The organism is Pseudoalteromonas sp. Scap03 (assembly GCF_013393115.1).
Taxonomy (GTDB): Bacteria; Pseudomonadota; Gammaproteobacteria; order Enterobacterales; family Alteromonadaceae; genus Pseudoalteromonas.
Map to the genome: position 1 here is coordinate 876,045 of NZ_VDEU01000001.1, position 18,709 is coordinate 894,753.

Annotated in this window: 16 protein-coding genes and 2 tRNA genes; 8 read left to right on the forward strand and 10 right to left on the reverse strand. The window is 39.7% G+C overall.

The annotated features are described in order from the left end of the window. Positions 1-93 precede the first annotated feature (93 nt). Positions 94-1,263 (forward strand): monodechloroaminopyrrolnitrin synthase PrnB family protein, encoded by a 1,170-nt coding sequence (locus FHG08_RS03965; RefSeq protein WP_178954474.1) that lies wholly within the window; start codon positions 94-96, stop codon positions 1,261-1,263. Between the two features lies 1 nt (position 1,264). Next, positions 1,265-2,389: an aminotransferase class V-fold PLP-dependent enzyme gene (locus FHG08_RS03970; RefSeq protein ID WP_178954475.1), complete on the forward strand. Its 1,125-nt coding sequence runs from the start codon at positions 1,265-1,267 to the stop codon at positions 2,387-2,389. On the opposite strand, the gene FHG08_RS03975 is transcribed toward FHG08_RS03970, so the two are convergent. The 5 genes from FHG08_RS03975 to FHG08_RS03995 all read right to left on the reverse strand — a co-directional run bounded on the left by FHG08_RS03975 (position 2,373) and on the right by FHG08_RS03995 (position 5,559). Continuing rightward, on the reverse strand, positions 2,373-2,861 hold the full coding sequence (locus FHG08_RS03975; protein WP_178954477.1) for an RNA-binding protein: 489 nt from the start codon (positions 2,859-2,861) through the stop codon (positions 2,373-2,375). The two genes, FHG08_RS03970 and FHG08_RS03975, sit on opposite strands and share 17 nt — an antisense overlap. Positions 2,862-3,402: 541 nt before the next feature. Then, positions 3,403-3,495 (reverse strand) — tRNA-Ser (locus tag FHG08_RS03980). A 54-nt stretch (positions 3,496-3,549) separates the two neighbouring features. Next, a tRNA-Ser gene (locus tag FHG08_RS03985) sits at positions 3,550-3,640 on the reverse strand. A 222-nt stretch (positions 3,641-3,862) separates the two neighbouring features. Beyond that, on the reverse strand, positions 3,863-4,003 hold the full coding sequence (locus FHG08_RS03990) for a hypothetical protein (RefSeq protein ID WP_010392563.1): 141 nt from the start codon (positions 4,001-4,003) through the stop codon (positions 3,863-3,865). Positions 4,004-4,764: 761 nt separating this feature from the next. Then, positions 4,765-5,559, reverse strand: a complete 795-nt coding sequence (locus FHG08_RS03995) for a YggN family protein (protein ID WP_178954479.1) — start codon at positions 5,557-5,559, stop codon at positions 4,765-4,767. Positions 5,560-5,946: 387 nt separating this feature from the next. Between FHG08_RS03995 and FHG08_RS04000 the strand changes: the two genes are divergently transcribed. Further along, positions 5,947-6,132, forward strand: coding sequence for a PA3496 family putative envelope integrity protein (locus tag FHG08_RS04000; RefSeq protein ID WP_008108975.1), 186 nt, complete (start codon positions 5,947-5,949; stop codon positions 6,130-6,132). Between the two features lie 72 nt (positions 6,133-6,204). On the opposite strand, the gene FHG08_RS04005 is transcribed toward FHG08_RS04000, so the two are convergent. From FHG08_RS04005 to FHG08_RS04015, 3 genes are all read right to left on the reverse strand, one after another. After that, positions 6,205-6,696 (reverse strand): glutathione peroxidase, encoded by a 492-nt coding sequence (locus FHG08_RS04005; RefSeq protein WP_178954481.1) that lies wholly within the window; start codon positions 6,694-6,696, stop codon positions 6,205-6,207. A gap of 89 nt (positions 6,697-6,785) precedes the next feature. Next, positions 6,786-7,085 carry an AzlD domain-containing protein gene (locus FHG08_RS04010; RefSeq protein WP_178954483.1) on the reverse strand — a complete coding sequence of 100 codons (300 nt, stop codon included), beginning with the start codon at positions 7,083-7,085 and terminating at the stop codon, positions 6,786-6,788. Next, entirely contained in the window at positions 7,082-7,786 is a 705-nt protein-coding gene (locus tag FHG08_RS04015; protein WP_178954485.1) for an AzlC family ABC transporter permease, read from the reverse strand. Before FHG08_RS04015 ends, FHG08_RS04010 begins: the two co-directional genes overlap by 4 nt. 105 nt (positions 7,787-7,891) lie before the next feature. Here FHG08_RS04015 and FHG08_RS04020 point away from each other — a divergent pair, with 105 nt between their 5' ends. Beyond that, positions 7,892-8,548 (forward strand): cytochrome b/b6 domain-containing protein, encoded by a 657-nt coding sequence (locus FHG08_RS04020; protein ID WP_178954487.1) that lies wholly within the window; start codon positions 7,892-7,894, stop codon positions 8,546-8,548. Between the two features lie 51 nt (positions 8,549-8,599). On the opposite strand, the gene FHG08_RS04025 is transcribed toward FHG08_RS04020, so the two are convergent. Further along, positions 8,600-9,052: a cytochrome c gene (locus FHG08_RS04025; RefSeq protein ID WP_010392576.1), complete on the reverse strand. Its 453-nt coding sequence runs from the start codon at positions 9,050-9,052 to the stop codon at positions 8,600-8,602. Between the two features lie 221 nt (positions 9,053-9,273). On the opposite strand from FHG08_RS04025, the gene FHG08_RS04030 reads away from it, so the two are divergent. Further along, entirely contained in the window at positions 9,274-11,607 is a 2,334-nt protein-coding gene (locus FHG08_RS04030; RefSeq protein WP_178954489.1) for a S8 family serine peptidase, read from the forward strand. A gap of 11 nt (positions 11,608-11,618) precedes the next feature. Then, positions 11,619-12,152, forward strand: coding sequence for a hypothetical protein (locus FHG08_RS04035; protein WP_178954491.1), 534 nt, complete (start codon positions 11,619-11,621; stop codon positions 12,150-12,152). Positions 12,153-12,210: 58 nt separating this feature from the next. Here the strand turns inward: FHG08_RS04035 and FHG08_RS04040 are convergent, their stop codons facing one another. Beyond that, complete coding sequence (locus FHG08_RS04040) at positions 12,211-12,681, reverse strand: DUF2721 domain-containing protein (RefSeq protein ID WP_178954493.1); 471 nt, start codon at positions 12,679-12,681, stop codon at positions 12,211-12,213. 256 nt (positions 12,682-12,937) lie between these two features. On the opposite strand from FHG08_RS04040, the gene FHG08_RS04045 reads away from it, so the two are divergent. Together FHG08_RS04045 and FHG08_RS04050 are read left to right on the forward strand one after the other, a co-directional pair. After that, positions 12,938-16,402 (forward strand): S8 family serine peptidase, encoded by a 3,465-nt coding sequence (locus FHG08_RS04045; RefSeq protein WP_178954495.1) that lies wholly within the window; start codon positions 12,938-12,940, stop codon positions 16,400-16,402. A 128-nt stretch (positions 16,403-16,530) separates the two neighbouring features. Further along, complete coding sequence (locus FHG08_RS04050; RefSeq protein ID WP_178954497.1) at positions 16,531-18,702, forward strand: S9 family peptidase; 2,172 nt, start codon at positions 16,531-16,533, stop codon at positions 18,700-18,702. Positions 18,703-18,709 lie beyond the last annotated feature (7 nt).

Genomic DNA, 18,709 nt, shown 5'->3' on the forward strand with positions numbered 1-18,709 from the left:
TTGCTAACAATGGCTGCTTTTACTATTTTTTTTAGCGCTTTAACCTCTGGGATCTTTGTTAACATTAAAAAATAATAATAACAGGATGTAGTCATGAGTTCTTACACAGCTAAATTTGATAATTGGATTAGGTCTGAGTTTGTTGCCCTAAACTCTCAATTAGAGGAGTTGTATTGGCAGCAAGCAGATAAGGCAAATGTTGAAGGGGTCGGGGATAACTTAAAGCAGACTTTGAAAGAGCAAGGTAATGCGTTGATCAGAGATTTATTAGCCGAAGGTAATACCGACGAAGGGTTTGATAGCGCATTTGATTTACTTGGTAATGTAGGCTTGTTTATGGCGGCTTGTCGTAGACATGAAATTACAGAGCCAAGCAGAGAGAATAGTTCACCGCTGATAGAAGCATCGGCGCTTGCTATGCATATTGGTGCTTCTATTGGAGTAACCCCTCGTTTTGCAACCGCACATTTAACCACCCATAATAAAGCCATTAATGGCACCTATAAACGGTTTACAAATCTTGATGATGAAGCCCTTTTTTTAGATTACAACACCCAAGGTATTTTAGCGTATAAACGTGCGAGTGATGCTTTACTAAAAATATTGCCATTAGGCATTTCACATCCCGTCACTGCTGAACTACTTGAGGTGGTTAAAACGGCACTTATTGATGTAATAGCGTCGAATAATGCCTTGTATACTCAACTTGATACCGAGCGTTTTTTTAATTGTGTACGCCCATACTACAAGCCTTACCGGGTAGGTAAAGAAGTTTACCGTGGTGCAAATGCGGGAGATTTTGCCGGCATTAATGTTATTGATATGCTGCTAGGACTTTGTAGTGCAAATGAGCCGAGTTACTCGCAAATGCTGGTGGATAAATTTTTATATATGATGCCAGAAGATCAACAAATATTGCGAGAAGCCATGCGTATGCAAAGCTTTATGGATGACTTCTTAAAAGCCGAGCAATATAAACATACAGAGTGGTTTCAAAAGCACGGCAAACTATTTATACAAGTGTGTAAATTACATGGTGACACCGCTATCGGTCATCATAACCAACTGGTCGAAAAGTTTATTGCCCAACCGTCAGAGCAAATGCAACAACAGCATATTAATAAAGTCACTGCCAGTGGACCGCCTTTGCCAGTATTACTCGATTCCTTAGCTAAATTAAGGGATAGACGTGCAGCAGCTAAGCGAGACGATATTAATACGCGTTTTGATGACTTAAATACGCTAAAACAGTGGATTAACTAATATGGCTAAAAATGATTTTTGTATGCCAAGGGGCTGCTATTTATTAAGCCACTCTGTTGGTCGACCTTTAAAAAGTACTTTAGAAAATGCTACTGAGCAGTTTTTTACTCCTTGGCAGGAAAGTGCCAAAGAGCCATGGCAGCAATGGCTACCAGCTATAGAAAATTTTACGGGTGCATTAGGGCGGCTATTTAATGCGCCAATTGAGCAGTTTTGTCCTCAGGTTAACTTATCTAGTGGTTTAACTAAATTGCTTATGTCGCACCCCGTATTTAATAAACCACAGTGCACGGTATTAATGGCGCAGGCCGACTTTCCAAGTATGGGGTTTGTAATGCAAAAAGCACTCCCTGCATGTGCAACAATACGTTTCATCCCCGAGCATGAAGATCTAAGTGATAGGCAGGTATGGCAGCGATATTTAACCCCAGAGATTGATGGTGTGTTTGTGAGTCATGTTTATTCTAATACGGGTGTACAAGCACCTCTAAACGATATTGTGGCGCTTAGTAAAGCGACAAACACACTCTCAATAATTGATGTGGCGCAATCGGCAGGGGTTATTCCTATAGACCTAACGGCGTTAAATGCCGATTTTATGATTGGCTCAAGTGTGAAGTGGTTATGCGGGGGCCCAGGAGCTGCTTATTTATGGGTAAATCCACAGCAAATAACGCAATGTGAACCAAAGGATGTTGGTTGGTTTTCACATCAAAATCCATTCGAGTTTGATATTACGCATTTTCAATATAACGCTAAAACACTTAGGTTTTGGGGTGGTACGCCTTCTATACTCCCTTATGTTATTGCCGCTGATAGCATTGAATATATTGCCCAGTTTGGTGTGGATAAAGTAAGAGCGCATAATTTGGCGTTGTTAACGTTACTTCAGCAGCAGCTAGCTGCTTTTTTAGTATCGCCAAACGATAAAGATCAGTGTAGTGGTACCGCTATTTTAGATTTTGCAGAGCATCAACAAACCGTATTAGCGGCATTGGAGGCAGCAAACATAAGTGTGGATGTGCGCAAACTCGGTATTCGTATTTCACCGCACATATACAATACAGTGTCAGAGATACAAGCGTTTATTGCTACGGTGAAAAAGGTAATTAAGGCTGCTGATTAAGCTGTTGTTTTTTTTGAGTGAGTGCCGCTATTTGTTGTTGTGCTTGTTTTATTTGCGGTTCAAATCTTTGTTTAAGTACCGCAGTTTCTGTAGCAATTGCATCTGCAATCGAATCAGCGCCTAAACGATTTGCTTTATCTTGGGTCATGTAACCGACTTGCTGTTTCTTTTGTGCGTATTCTTGTTGGTATTGCTTTATTTTAAGCTCAAGCTGCACAATATCGCGCTCTATTTGTTGCACCTCAAGGTAGTCATCAACTGAGGTATCGATAACTAGGGCGTTTTCAGATTGCAATGCATTGGTTTGCATAATGTTGACGTTTTTAAGCGTGATCACTTTAGCGTCTTTAGCGCATGGAGTTTGACTGAAAGTCGGCACCCCTTTAATGGTGCATTTAAAAACCGTCACTTCATTTGCCATGCTGACAGTGCAGGCACCTAAACAACACAGTAGTAATATTAGCTTTGCCATGGTTAAACCTAAGCTGGTTTAAAGTACCATTTATAATGCACTAAGTTGTAACACCATACAATTTGTTTAATTTAATAGCCTAAGTCAAGTACGCTTTTCAAAACGAACAATTCCATAGGTTGTTAAAAATTTAGGCACAAAAAAACCACAATTAAGTGGTTTATATTCAGTAATGGTGGAGAGGGAGGGATAGGCTTGCTTACATCCATGTAATCAATCGCTGCGCGACGCTTGCAGCGGCCTAAACTATTCCAGACACTTTATCGAACCCAGTCGAGGGCTCTCACCCTCCCAATTAGCAGCAAAGCTTATTTTTGGGCACAAAAAAACCACAATTAAGTGGCTTATATTCAGTCATGGTGGAGAGGGAGGGATAGACTTGCTTACATCCATGTAATCAATCGCTGCGCGACGCTTGCAGCGGCCTAAACTATTCCAGACACTTTATCGAACCCAGTCGAGGGCTCTCACCCTCCCAATTAGCAGCAAAGCTTATTTTTGGGCACAAAAAAACCACAATTAAGTGGTTTATATTCAGTAATGGTGGAGAGGGAGGGATTCGAACCCTCGATAGAGCTACAAACTCTATACTCCCTTAGCAGGGGAGCTCCTTCGGCCACTCGGACACCTCTCCGACGCATTATTCTGCGTGTTATTAATCGGGATAAAACCAATTAATAAAAATAAGTGGTGGAGAGATAGGGATTTGAACCCTAGAGGGGCTATAAACCCCTGCCGGTTTTCAAGACCGGTGCATTCGACCACTCTGCCATCTCTCCACGTCGTGATGCAGGATAATACTTAGGTGAGTAGTCTGTGTAAATAGCAAAAAGATCGTTTGCTTAAAAAGTGAGCGTAAATGCGGTTTTTTTTATAAATAATGAAGATTTAAGGTGATTTTTAGCTATGAGGTGGCTGGCAGCAAACTGGAGGAGCTAAAGAAGAGTCTTCATTTAGAGGTTGGGTGTTTGCTGCAACAATACAAAATCATGGTTGGGTGATTATTTGTATTGAATTGCACCGCCAAGTGCTAATTTTTTTCCGTAACGATTAAGTTTAGCTAGCATTTTTGCTTTGCGATTAGTTGGCTTAACGGCAACGTGAGTTGTGGCTGTTTGGTTAAGTGTATTAATTGGATTCATTTTATTCGCTCCGTGGTTGTGTCTGTTGAAAACATGTGCATTTTGCACGCAGGGTGGTTAAAAATAAAGCGATAAAAATTGCTGGTGAAGCATTAGTTTTTTTAATCCGAAACTGGTTTATTAATTTATCGTTCAACTACTGATTTATTATTTTTTGTATAATTATTCATCCTGGCTCATTGCTATGTCGCTTTTATATGGGGTCTTTTCGATTTTTTTGAGTTTAAACTGTTTATAAAAAGAGTTTTTTGAATATTTATTCAGATTAAATTATTTTGTATTGGTTGGGCTTAGTTTTGCTTTATTCAAAGATTTAACATGTTATTTATAGGCGGTTAATTATTTATCAGATAAGAGCAGTAAATAAACGATAAAAAATAGTGTTGCGAAGTTTTTAAATTATAAAAAAAGTGCCTAGGTTACTAGGCACTTTGGAGTTAGTTGCGTTTTAAAGCGCTTCTAACCGGGGAGCGCACCATCTCATGGATATAAATCTAAAAAGATGGGTTTAATTATATTTGCAATTAGGGCTTACAATCATCAGCTTGGGCGGTATTTTAAGTGATCTAGAGCGAAGCGAAGATTATACTTTGGTTTGTATTTTACTATGAAGCCACAAAACAATGCTGCACAGCAAGAGTAGATCCGCTCAACGGTCTATTATTTGAGTTAAATGGTTTTAAGTAGGATATAAAACGCAAAATGCGGCATAGCTTAAAAGCAAATGTCGCAAAGGGAGATTAATGTGGGGTATTACTCTATTAATGCTGTTTAATAGTAAATAACTCATAGCCCTTAAGTGCAGGAACTTGAGCGGTTAGTTGCGTTTCTTGTTGCGCTATTTCAACAAAGTCATCACATAATGAATTTGCACGCTTTTCTAGTGTTTTGGCATGCAGCTCTACTTTTTCTTCTATTTGTGCGCCCATATTTTCCATGCGCTCTTCAAATGCTTGCATGTCACCGCCTGAACTCATTAACTCAGAGCCCAATGCCACTAAAATGCTGCCCATTGATTCCATTACTGCTGATTCAACCGCTGTTTCTATTTGCTTTTCAAACTGCTGTTCAAAGTTTTCACCAAATTGAGTAAAGCTTTGTTGACCCATTACAAAAGTACCTTGCTGATAAAAGGTGCTTTCGACTTCTTGATGAATATCGTCCATTAAGGTTGAAATATTATCGAGGCCGTCAATATTAAACGCATTGGCAACTTCTTCTAATGCGACACCTGCAATTTTAACCCCTTCAAGGGCAATATTGGCCACTTCAGGTAATTGTACGCGTAAATTGTCTGTGTAGTCGGTCATTGCTTGGCGCTGTGCACTATTTAATGCTACTTGCTCGCCATTGATAGACAGCTCACCTTCAGCGGTAAATAGCATGCGCTGATTATTGGCTTTAAAAATTTCTAACTCATTGGGTTTGATGCGTACATCATTCTTAAATTCAACGTTACATTCATCGTTACTAAATGAAATTGAAGAGTCGTTCGTGTTATGAGCCATTGCTACTGGGGTGCACATTATTGCGCTAACTAATAATAATTTTTTCATGTTTATTCTCTGTTTTTTGCTGATGATAATTTACTTATAACAAGTTTGGTGCCAATTATTTTTAATATTTTAAAACAATGACTTGAGATTCTTTGAATGCTCTAAAGTCGAAAGTGTACTCATTGAAAATACTAAAATGTGGTCAAAATAACCAACAATTAAATGCTAATAAATAAAATTTATCGATACGATAAAAAACTCTCACTTTCCACAATTCAAATTTAACGCTATTTATTCACAATACTGACACAGAGACTATTTAGGATAGCTATGTGGCTTTATTTTGACGTAAATTTGTACAGCTAATTTATGTTGAACATTTTAATTTCACCAATTATCGCGATATAGAAATCCGTAATTGGTCTCAAACACTTTATGGAGTGGGTTGTGGGTAAGACATTTAGTTACGATGCGCTAGATGATGATTTTGTTGAAGACGAATACGAAATGGTCGGGCGTAATCAACACGACAAGAAAAAGCAAAAGGTGAAAAGAAAGTTAGAGGATTACCTTGAGCAAAAACGCTTGCGTAAAAACCTAGGTGAAGATGACTTAAACGATTATATTGATTAGGCTGTCGCTAGTACAAATAAGCGCTGTAGTTGGCAATAAAGAGGCTTTGTGCCTCTTTATAGTTTTTTGGGGTTAAGCCTTAGCTGCGAGTAATGCTTTTTCAATTACTTTTTCTAGTTTTTCAGGTTTGGTAATGGGCGCAAACCGTTTAATGGGTGTGCCATCTGCCGCTACTAAAAACTTAGTGAAGTTCCACTTAATTTTTCTTGTTAAAAACCCCGGGAGTACAGATTTTAAATAGCGAAAAACTGAATCTGTATGTTGGCCATTTACACTCACTTTTTCTGCGACTAAAAAATTAACCCCGTAATTTATTAAACAACCTTGCGCTATTTGCTTAGCGTCGCCAGGCTCTTGTTGACCAAATTGGTTACATGGAAAGCCTATAATGACCAAACCTTGGCTTGCATATTTTTCGTGTAATGCTTGCAATGATTGATATTGATAAGTTAATCCACATTCACTTGCGGTATTTACGATTAATACAACTTTGCCTTCAAACTCTTTAAAGTCGATTGGCTGGCCTTGCAGACTAGTAGTCTTTAGTTGATGGAATGGGTGCATATAAATACGCTTATTATTTGTTTATTTTGCATAGTCTAACCTTTGTGTGATGATCTACAAAGTCTAAGTCACTTCTAGAGCGCTTGCTGCTAATTTAAAATTAAAAACAGCCCCATTCCGGCCAAGGTCGTTAAGTAAATATTATGGGTTTTGTAAGCAACAATAACAGCAACGATAGCTGCACTGAGATAAGGGTTTTGCCAGTTTAGGTTTATACCTTCGTCATTTATAAATACAATTGGCACCCAAATCGCCGTTAGTACCGCAGGTGCACTAAAGCTTAAAAATTGCTGCATTTTTGGCCCTACTTTAAATGGTAAGGCGCGGTGTAAGAATAAATAGCGAGTAAAAAAAGTAATACATGCCATTAGTAAAATAGTGGTCATCATCTTTTGTCCTCCTTATTTTGCACTAATCGGGTAACAACGTAACCTGCGCTCATTGCTAGAAGCGCAGAGCATACTAACCACAATTCAAAGCCTGTGCTTTTTAATAAAGTGGCACTGATCCCTGCAACAATAACAGTGACTAAAGTAGCTAAGTTTTTTATCCCTGGAACTACTAAGGCAATAAAAGTCGCTGCAATTGCAAAATCGAGTCCTAGATTGGTGAGGTCTGGGAGCATAGTACCGGCTACAATGCCAATCAGGGTCCAAATATTCCACGTAATATAAAAGCTAAAACCTGCGCTCAATGCATAAATTAAACGGATTTTAGTACGATAGGCGCGCGGGTGGTGCGAAAAAGCAAATAGTTCATCAGTTAACACAAAGCTGACAGGCAGGCGCCAACGCATGGGCTGCTCAATTACTTTGTGACGAACCGCCAAGCCATATAAAAAGTGGCGAGAGCTAATAATAAACGTGGTAAAAAGAATGGTTAGTAGAGGGGTGTTACCAGCAATGAGCTCTATTGCAACCAGCTGTGCCGAGCCCGCAAATACCAGTAGTGACATGGCTTGAGTTTCAAAGGGAGTAAAGCCGTTTTGTATTGCCAACGAGCCACATAAGATACCCCAAGGAATAACCGCTAAACACAGCGGTAGCATATCTAAAAAGCCTTTTAATACTGGTTTTTTAATTGACTGCATGTGTTTGACTCTGTGCATAGGTGGAAAGACTCATCGGGATACCTTAATATTGAGAAGCTAAAATAGTTAGCGTTTTAGATGATACTTTTTTTTAGGGAAGGTGCAATGTTTAAGGTAAAAGTGTGGGATGGCTTTGTAAGAAGCTTTCATTGGTTATTAGTATTGAGTATTGCTGCGCTTTATTTTAGTGCAGAAGAGGGCATGATCGAACTTCATTTTGTGGTTGGCTTTTTTACTTTAGCGCTTATTTCAACACGGATTATATGGGGCCTATTTGGCAGTAAAACAGCAAAAATATCGGTATTACTGCACTCTCCTAAATCGGTGCTTGCTTCTTTTGCTGGCAAAAAAACAAATGAGGTGGGCCATTCTGCACCAGGTAGTTATATGGTGTTATTATTTTTTATTCTGATCATAGCGCAGCTAGTAAGCGGTTTAATGAGCAGTGATGGTATTTTAACAGATGGCCCGTTAGCGCAGTATGTATCGAGTGATACGATTGATTTGGCCAATTGGCTGCACCATATTAATTTTGATATTTTATTTTATGCGATTATTTTGCATGTTGTGGCTATTATTGCTTACAAAATTAAAGGCAAGCCTCTGGTCAAAGCAATGATCACCGGTAATAAAGCACTAGCAACAAAAAGCTCAGAGCCAGAGACAAAGTCACCATGGGTTGCATGGGTTATATTTTTGGTACTACTGGTTTTATTAATGAGTACCTGGGGAAGTGAGCATTTAAGTTATTTGCTTAGTTAAAAAAAGTGGCGCTAATACAGCGCCATTTTTGTTCTTAATACACCGTATATATTAGTCTTTGAATTGCTTATGACAATCTTTACAGCCTTTAGCCCATGCACCAAACGCTTTACCAATAACAGCTTTGTCACCGGTTTGAGCTGCTACAGCAAGTTCATCAGCATATTGTTGAAATGCTGTCGCTTTTTTCATAAAAGTATCGTTTTCAGACCATACCGCAGGAAGTGCTGATGTATCACCCTTATCAGTACCTGCGTAAAAAGCTTCCCAAGGCATTTTAGACAATGCCGCTGCGTTATTTGCACGCTGCTTAAATTGCTCTGCATCAAAAGGAATTTTACCCTTAAGCATAGCACCCATATCGCCTATTTGAACTGAAATCATAGAGAATGCAGCTTGGCGATACTCAATCGCATCACTCGGCTCTTTAAATGCAGAATTTGCAGACACGCTAAATGCGCATGTAGATAGTAACGCCCCGATAAATACTTGCTTCAATTTCACTTTGCTCTACTCCTTTGACGGTTATTTGATTATCTTTGTATCTTAGCTCAGGCTTTAGTTCAAGGGAATGCATAGATTATTACTTTGATATAAATTGACGGACCTTGGAAATAATCAGTTTTAACTCGTCTTTTTTGTGAATGTTTGTAAATACCTTGTTGTTGATGGTGTTGGGGTTGTGTACATTCGGTTATCATAAAAATAACCAATTAAGAGCATTTATGAAAAATAATATTTTTAAGTTGTCAGCGTTGTCTGCTGCAATAGTAATTTCGCTATCAGGGTGTGGTGGAAGCGATAATGATAATAACAATAAAGCCCCAGTTGTTACTGATGTAGCACCAAAAGCGAGTGATGTTGCTGTAAGCGATCAAAAACAATGGATCCCAGTAACTGCCGAATTTAATGCAAGTGACCTTGATGGTGATACATTATCATTCAGCTTTACTGAAAACGGTGAAGCTGTCGTTGCTGAAGACGGCGTGTTCATGTTTAGCCACGGTGCATTAACAGTCGATGGTACATCATTTACTTACGTGCCAGTCACAACTGAAGACGCAGTAATCGATTACACGGTGACAGCTAACGGTAAAACAGCATCTGCACAAATTATGGTTTCAGGTACTATTGGTGACCCACTAGCAAATCAACAATGGCACTTGAATAATACAGGCCAAAAAGCTTACGCCTTAAGCGATGAGATGAAACAAGGCCTTATTGATTTATATGTTAATCAACGTGGTTTTACTGAAGAAGAGGCACAAGCACGTTTTGATGAAGACTTCGCTAAGTCAGAAGCTGAAGAGCTTGTTGTTGGTGAAGACATGAACGTAGCAGCTGCTTATGCGCAAGGTGTTACAGGTGCGGGCATGACTGCTGTTGTTGTTGACTCAGGTATGGAAATTCGCCACGAAGATTTAATTGATAACGTATTGCCTAACCGCTCTTTAAACCTGGACGCAGAAACATTAGACCGTACTGACCCTACAAGCACATCTAACAGCGGTGACCATGGTACTAGTGTTGCAGGCTTAATTGCAGCAAAAGGTTGGAATGGTAAAGGCGGTCGTGGTGTTGCACCTGATACAGGCTTAATTGGTATGAACTACCTTGGTGGTGAGAAAGTAGCGCAAACTGATCTACTTGTACATGGTTTCCCTGGAAGTGGTATTAGCACGTCTGAAAGCATTTCGGCGTTTAACCGTAGTTACGGTATTACATTCCCGACATTTATTGCTTATTCAGAGCTTGATGAAACAATAGAGTCTTACCCAAATCTTTACCTTCGTGATGGTAAAGGTGCACTAAACATGAAATCGAGCGGTAACTCTTTTGTTGGTGATGAGAGCGAAGGTTCATTATGTGAAGATAACGGTGCTAACGAGTTAGGGTTAACTTGTTATAATGGTGCATTTGAACCTAGCCAAGGTCATCCTTATTACTTAAGTGTCGCAGCTGTAAATGCAAATGGTAAGCACACTAGCTACTCAACTGCAGGTGCTAACTTAATGGTTTCAGCGCCAGCGGGTGAATATGGTCGTTGGGCTCCAGCAATGGTTACAACTGATCAAATGACTTGTATTAATGGTTATTCAGGCTTCAATGGCCGTTCTATCACCGCTTGGGCTGCAGCCTATGGTGAAGAGTTTGCTGCAAGCCAATACCCATTTAATTACCCAGGGCATGAAGATAACGCAAGTTGTAACTACACATCTACATTTAATGGTACATCGTCTGCTGCGCCAAATGCATCAGGTGTGGTATCGTTAATTCTTTCAGCCAACCCTGAACTAACTTGGCGTGATGTGCGCCATATATTAGCATCAACCAGTACTTTAATTGATGCAGATAACGCAGCTGTTAATTTAACTGTAGGTGAAGGTGAGTTTGTTGCTCATGACGGTTGGGTTGAAAATGCTGCCGGTTATAGCTTTAATAACTTATATGGCTTTGGTCGAGTTGATGCTGGTGCAGCTGTTGCAATGGCTAAATCTTACGAAGCTTCATTAGGCGAGCAAGTAATCACGAATTGGAAAGGTTTTGGTTCAGTTGTTGCTGAGGATGCACTAGCACTTGAAATCCCAGATAACAACGCATCGGGTTTAACACAAGAAATCGAAGTGACTGAAGAGCTGAATATTGAAGCAATGCAGTTTAAGTTTGATGTTAGCAACTCTGAGATGGTCTTAGATTTAAGCGATGGTACACAAACATCTGCTGGTAACGATTTAGCGATTGAAGTTACATCACCAGCGGGTACCCGTAGTGTGTTATTGTCATCTAAACAAGCACTGTTTTACCCAGCATACAGCTTCACTAATGGTTGGAGCATTGGCTATGTATTAAAAGACGCAGTTATGCTTTCAAATGCTTTTTACGGCGAGTCTACTAAAGGTACTTGGAAAATCCGCTTACTAGATACAAGTGCAGATAGCTTTGCATTGAGTGACGGTGGCGATAACGGTTTAAGTGCAATTGGGATAAGCAATAATAGCTCAGCGAGTGTTCTTGAAGGTGTATCTCTTCGCGCATTCGGTCACGCAGGTCAAGAGTAAGGATTATAAAAATGAAATTTAATAAATTAATCGTATTAAGTGCTGCCGCGTGTATCTCATTAAGCGCAACAGCTAACACTAGCTTTGATAAAGAACTTGAGTTACCTAAAAAGCAGGTTGCTAGCTTAAAGTTTGATAAAGCCGACTTTGGTTCTTATAAAGTAGAGAAAGGCTTACGTTTAGTGCCGTCTAGTGTTGCAGCAGAAGAGCATGTAGTGATGAAGAAGGGCGATATGTCAATTGTTAATGTTGCTACTGACTCAGAATTAGTTACTAAAGGCTCTTTAGTTCGCAATATTCTGACTAATAACTTAAGCACATTATCAGGAAACATTACTATTCTGTTAAAAGACGGTAAAACTGCAAGCGATGTTGCATCAGCAACGGGCTTAAAGGTAGTATCTGTTTTCCCAGGCACTAAGATTGCGGTTATGGCTGTAAATGAAGGACAAGATATTTTAGCGGCTTCAGAGCAGCTTAAAGCATCTGGTTTTTCAAAAGAGGCTAGAATTGAAGTGTTAGAAACTATCTACACTGTGCAATAATTTATTTTAAATCAATAATAAAAAGCCCCGTGTAACTTTAGTTACACGGGGCTTTTTATTAATCATTCATATCAATATCGGCAAATATCATTCCTCGACGCATACTGCGGGTTGCCAAAAAAACCTCGCCAAGTAATGACATAAATGCACATATTAGCAATGCCATTGCACCAACAAAACAACTACCAATAGTAACGCCTAAATTAATCGACTGTATGTGCGATAAAAATAACAGCATAACCACGGCACATACTAATAATGCGCTTAAGACACTTAAGCTGAAGGCTATGTGGATACATCGAGAACGTTTTAGGAGCGCTCTTAATTCTGTGGTTAAGGATAAGTTAAACTCCTCATCCGTACTAACTTTTAATTTTCGTTCTAACTGTCTGGCCCTGTCTGTAATACGTGCTAAACGGTTGGATAGCACCCCAAGTGTTGCTGCAATACCCGTAATTAAAAAAACAGGGGCAACGGCTGTTTGAATGACTTTAGCCATAGTTAAAATATTAATTACATCATTGTTCATTTTTTTCTCAGTGTTTACATTTTTGTTTACATTTTTGTTTACATTTTTGTTTACATTTTTTTACAAAGTTAGTTGCTTCTTTTTGGTGTTTTAAATCAGTTGTTTACGCTATTTTTGTAAGGTGTTCTGTTTTTTATGTAATTTTAATGTAGCAATGCTGTTGCTCATACAAAGGTTGGCGTTTTATATTCGGTTACATAGCCAAAGAATTAAATATAGCAAATACAATAATACATAACCTATCTTAGGGGAAACAATGTCTAACAATATAATTAAAAGAACAGCAATCGCGACAGCTGTATCAAGTGCACTTGTGGCAACGATTGCTAATGCTGCGACTTTGCCTGACGCTACAATGACCAATAAATACGCAGAGCAAATTAAGGAAATAGCTGCTGATAAAAAAGCACCTTCTGCACATATGATCGTTCTTAAGGCAAAAACGTCTGTCGATGCAGTTGCTGCTGGGACTTACCAATCATCTTCTAATCGAGAAATAACGGCGCAGATTGAGCAGCTTCAAGATATGATGACTGTTGAGTTAAATAGCTTAGATTTTAATGCAAAAGTAATTGGTAAAACTAAAATTTTAGCACCAACCTTAATTGTTCAAGCAACCCCAGAAGCGTTAGCTCAAATTTCAAAAGATGATCGCGTTGCTAAAGTTTTACCAATGTTCGATCGAGAAATACATGTTGCTGCGAGCTCTGAATATATCAATGCTAAACCACTTATTACTGATGGTATTGCAAGTGGTAAAGGCCAACGTGTTGCAGTGCTTGATACAGGTATTGACTATACGCATGAGGCATTTGGTGGTGAAGGTACAGTTGAGGCTTACCTAGCTGCACAGGCTGATCCAACGTCAGTTGCATGGCCTCAAGGTATCGTGCAAGGTGGTTACGATTTTATTCGTGATGATGCAGATCCTATTGAAAATGACGCGGCTAACTCTCCATCAACGGGTGATCCAACAAATCACGGTACATCATCTGCAAACTCAGTAAACGGTATTGCACCTGATGTTGAGTTATATGCATATTCTGTATGTGGTGGTGGTTGTCCAAGTGCAGCACAAGCAGCAGCATTAGAAGCGGCAATGGATCCTAACGGTGATGGTGATATTTCAGACCGTGTTGATGTAATGAACATGTCTCTTGGAGGTGAGTTTGGTGACACTTACACTGGTGGTGGTACACAATACTTAGTTCAACGTGCAGTTGAGTTAGGCGTAAATATGGTCATTTCTGCTGGTAACGATGGTGACAACCCGTTCCGTATTGGTGGTCCAAGTACTACACCTAATGCACTATCTGTCGGTGCTATGACTCACCCAGCAACTGAAGTTGGTATTGCTGAGGGCGCTATTGCAGGCCTTGAAGGTAATATCCAGCCATCAGGTTTTGGCCCACAAGAAGCCTATACTATTTCAGGTGCTGATATTGATTTAGTTTACCCTGAAGCAAATCAGGATGGTTGTGTTGAGTTCTCTGCGGATGTGGACTTTACTGGCAAAGCAGTATTAATTGACCGAGGATCATGTAACTTTACTGATAAAGTTTTACATGCTCAGGCTAAAGGTGCTGAGTTCGTAATGATTGCAAACAATGTAGATGATGGTACTCCTGCATCTATGGGTGGTTTTGATGCTGCAGTTACAATTAAAAATGTAGGAATTAATTTTGCTGCAGGCGCAGCATTAAAAGCTCAGCTGGCTGCTGGCGGTCCTGCAACATTTGATATTAGTGTTGAATTTAAAGCAACAGCTGGTGCGGTTGCTACATTCTCATCGCGTGGTCCTTCGATGGATGGTTTATTAAAACCAGAAATTACAGCGCCAGGCACAAGTATTGATGTAGCAGCAGCAGGTACTCAAACGGGGACTAATCCTGTGTCGGGTACGTCATTCTCAGGTCCAATTACAGCCGGTGCGGTTGCTATGATCCGTGAAGCACATCCAGAGCGCAATGCGTTTGAGATTAAAGCAACAATAATGAATGCTGCGAACTTAAATGTAACCAATGAACCTCTTGATATAAACCCTGACTCAGAGCTTGCACCAATTAGTATGATAGGTGCTGGTTTGGTTGACGTTACTAAGGCGGTTAATCTACCAGTTGCGGCATGGGTGCATGACGGAAAGTTTGATACTAAACAAGCTGCGCTTTCTTATGGTTTAGTGAGCCTTGCAGAAACAGGCTCTATCACTAAAACGGTAACCGTTAAGAACTTCTCTGCAGATGCAAAAACTTATAATCTTCGCACAGAAGCGCGTTATCAAAGTGATATTGATACTAACGCAGTTAGTTGGGATTTCCCTGAGTCTGTAACAGTTCCTGCAGGTCAAGCGATTAACTTTGATATTACAATGACGGTTGACCCAACTAAATTACCTGTATGGGAATTAGAAAACCCATTCAGTGCAGATGACATTGCAGCAAGAAGTGCAGCATTAACATCAATCGAATTTGATGGTGCGTTAGTATTCGATGACGCATCTACAGATAGCGATCATGATTTACACCTTGTTTATCATGCAATGCCAAAGGCGGCGACTGAATTAAGTTACTCACCTGAAGTTGTTAATAATGAAATGGCATTAGTTATTGAAAACACAGGTCAAACAGAAATTACGCCTCAAGCTGAAAGTGTAATTGCAGTGGGAACAGAAAAAACAATTGAAGAGGCTGAGTTTAATATCCTGTCTACTACTTTCTCTGCGTTTAATTCAGAAGCGTGTGATTCAGGTGTATTTATAACTTCTTCCATTCAATTGCGAGATCCATTAACACATGTATTCCAAGCTGGGTACAGAGTTGAAATCGACACAGATAATAACGGTGTCTCAGATCAGTATATGCAAAACTATAACGATCGTGGTCGTCAGACTGCATTCCCTGGTCGTAGTCGTACTCTAATTGGTACAACTGATGGTGCGGGTAATGATACGTTGGCATGGGCTACTCCGCTTTACCATGCGGCAGGTGAAGATACAATTACCTTCTCTGGCTGTTCTGAGTTGATGAATATTGATGCAGCAATGATTGGCGAGCCAATGAACTTTAAGGTATCAGTGGGCTACCCTAGCTATCAAACAGGTGTTTACTTTGAAACTGATAGTGTAACAGGTTCAACGGTATTTGGTGTACAACCTCAGGTACAGATTACTTCACTTGAAACGGGCGAAGCCGTTTCTTCAATTATGCCAGGAGAGAAAGCGGTTGTTTCTGCAAGTGGTCCGTTTGCACTATCGCAAGGTTCAGGCACTAACCTTATTAAAGTTATGGCAGCTGAAGACCTAGAATTACCAGACGTTGAAGCACCAAAACTGGTTGGTGGTGAGTTTAGTGTTTCAGAAGATGCAGCGGATGGAACCGTAGTAGGTGCGCTTACTATTGAAGAGTCAGAGTTAGATTTGGCCATTTCAGAGTATTACGTACAATCAAATACAAATATTGGTCTTGCTGTTGATGCAGATGGACAAATTGTGGTTGCAGATACAACTTTATTAGCAGGTGATACATCTGCAGAAATGGAAGTTGTTGCTATTGATGTTCGTGGTAATGTATCTGAACCTGTAATGGTAGCGGTTAGCATTACAGCGCAAGTAGCACCTGTTGTTACTCCAGAACCAGCGAAGAAAAGCTCTTCAGGTTCACTAGCCTGGCTAACATTACTAGTTGCACCGTTTGCATTTATGCGTCGTCGTAAGCAAAAGTAATGTACTAACTTAAATGTTTATAAAAGGGAGCTTCGGCTCCCTTTTTACATAGCTTCACAAACTAAATCTCTGTGCTATTAAATATTAGGTATATTTAACAAAAATAAAAACTACAGAGATTCTGATCAATGAAACACACTCCATTTGTTCTTACTTTTATATCCTTAGCTATTTTAGGGGGGTGTAATAAAGCCCCTGACGCTGAGCAATCAGCAAAGGTTGAAAATGTAGCTGCTCAAACCGAAGTCATGCCGCCGATTGCGAAGAAAGTGCCATATGAAATGACAATCCATGGCGATACTCGCATCGATAATTATTATTGGATGCGTGATGATGAGCGTAAAGCTCCTAAGGTAATTGGTTACCTTGAGGCTGAAAATGCTTACACAGATGAAATGCTTGCGCATACAAAAACGTTACAAACTTCGTTATTTGAAGAGCTAAAAGGGCGAATTCAAAAAGATGATGATTCAGTGCCAGTTAAAAAAGGTAACTATTATTATTCGTCGCAAACTCGCGGCGATAATGAGTATGCTACTTACTTACGCAGTAGTGATTTTGCAGGCACCGATCAAGAAGTTATTTTAGACGTAAATGAATTAGCTAAAGGCCATGACTATTTTGCGGTTAGTGGCCTAAATGTAAGCCCAAATGATAACTTAATGGCGTATGGTGAAGATACGGTGAGTCGCCGTGTTTACAATATAAAAATTAAAGATTTAAACACGGGCAAATTACTAGAAGACACGCTTGAAGGCACTAGTGGTTATGTTGTGTGGGCGAACGACAATAAAACTGTTTATTACATTAAAAAAGATGCGCAAACCTTACTCGGTTATCAAGTTTATCGTCATACGCTTGGTACATCACAAAGCGATGATGAGCTTGTATACGAAGAAAAAGATACGAGCTATTACACAGGTATGAGCAAGAGCAAAGACGGCTCAGAAATTTATATTTGGCATAGCAGTACTGATGCATCGGGTTTATCAGTACTGAGTGCAAACGATGTAAATGCTAAGCCAAAGCGTTTAATTGAACGTGAAGCCAACCTTGAATACAGCATTTCAAAATTAGGTAATACTTATTACATTGTGACTAATTTAAATGCGGTTAACTTTCAGCTTATGAAAGTTGATATTGATAAAGCCGGTGATAAAGCAAATTGGCAAAGTGTGATCCCTGCTCGCGAGGATATTAAACTCGAAGACGTTGAGTTATTTGATGACTACTTGGTATATCAACAACGTGAAATGGGTCAATCAACACTGATTGCGCGTAATTTAACATCAGGCAAAGAGTTACCACTAAGCTTTAACGACAGTGCGTACACGATTAATGCGTACGGTAATAACGAATTAAACAGCGATACGCTACGTGTGTATTACACCAGTATGACGACACCGGGTTCATCTTATGATGTCAATTTGGCCACTGGCGAAAAAACATTATTAAAGCAACAAGCGGTATTAGGTGACTTTAACGCAGAAAACTACGCGTCTGAGCGTATTTTTGTTACAGCACGCGATGGCGTAAAAGTACCGGTGAGTTTGGTGTATCGAAAAGAGCTATTTAAAAAAGATGGCACTAACCCATTATTGCAATACGGCTATGGTTCGTATGGTGCAACAATGGATCCTAGTTTTTCTTCTGCACGATTAACGTTGCTTGACCGTGGTTTTGTATTTGCAATTGCCCACGTACGTGGTTCGCAAATGTTAGGGCGCCCGTGGTACGAAGCGGGTAAATTACTCACTAAAAAGAACACGTTTAACGACTTTGTAGATGTTACTAAGTCATTGGTAGCTCAAGGGTATGGCGATAAAGAGCAAATTTTTGCCCAAGGTGGCAGTGCTGGTGGTTTATTAATGGGCGCAGTGGCAAACCAAGCGCCTGAGCTATATAAAGGTATGGTGGCTGCGGTTCCATTTGTTGATGTGGTTACTACTATGCTTGATGAGACTATTCCGCTTACAACTAACGAGTATGGTGAGTGGGGTAACCCTAACGAGAAAGAATATTACGATTATATGTTGTCGTATTCACCATACGATCAAGTTAGTAAACAAGACTACCCTAATATGTTAGTAACAACAGGTTTGCACGACTCACAGGTTCAATATTTTGAGCCAGCAAAGTGGGTTGCAAAACTGCGTGACTACAAAACAGATGATAATAAACTACTATTTAAAATAGACATGGAAGCCGGCCATGGCGGTGCGTCTGGTCGTTTTAAACGCTTAGAAGATGCCGCGTTAAATTATGCATTTATGCTTGATTTAGCCGGTATAAAAAAATAGCCACACC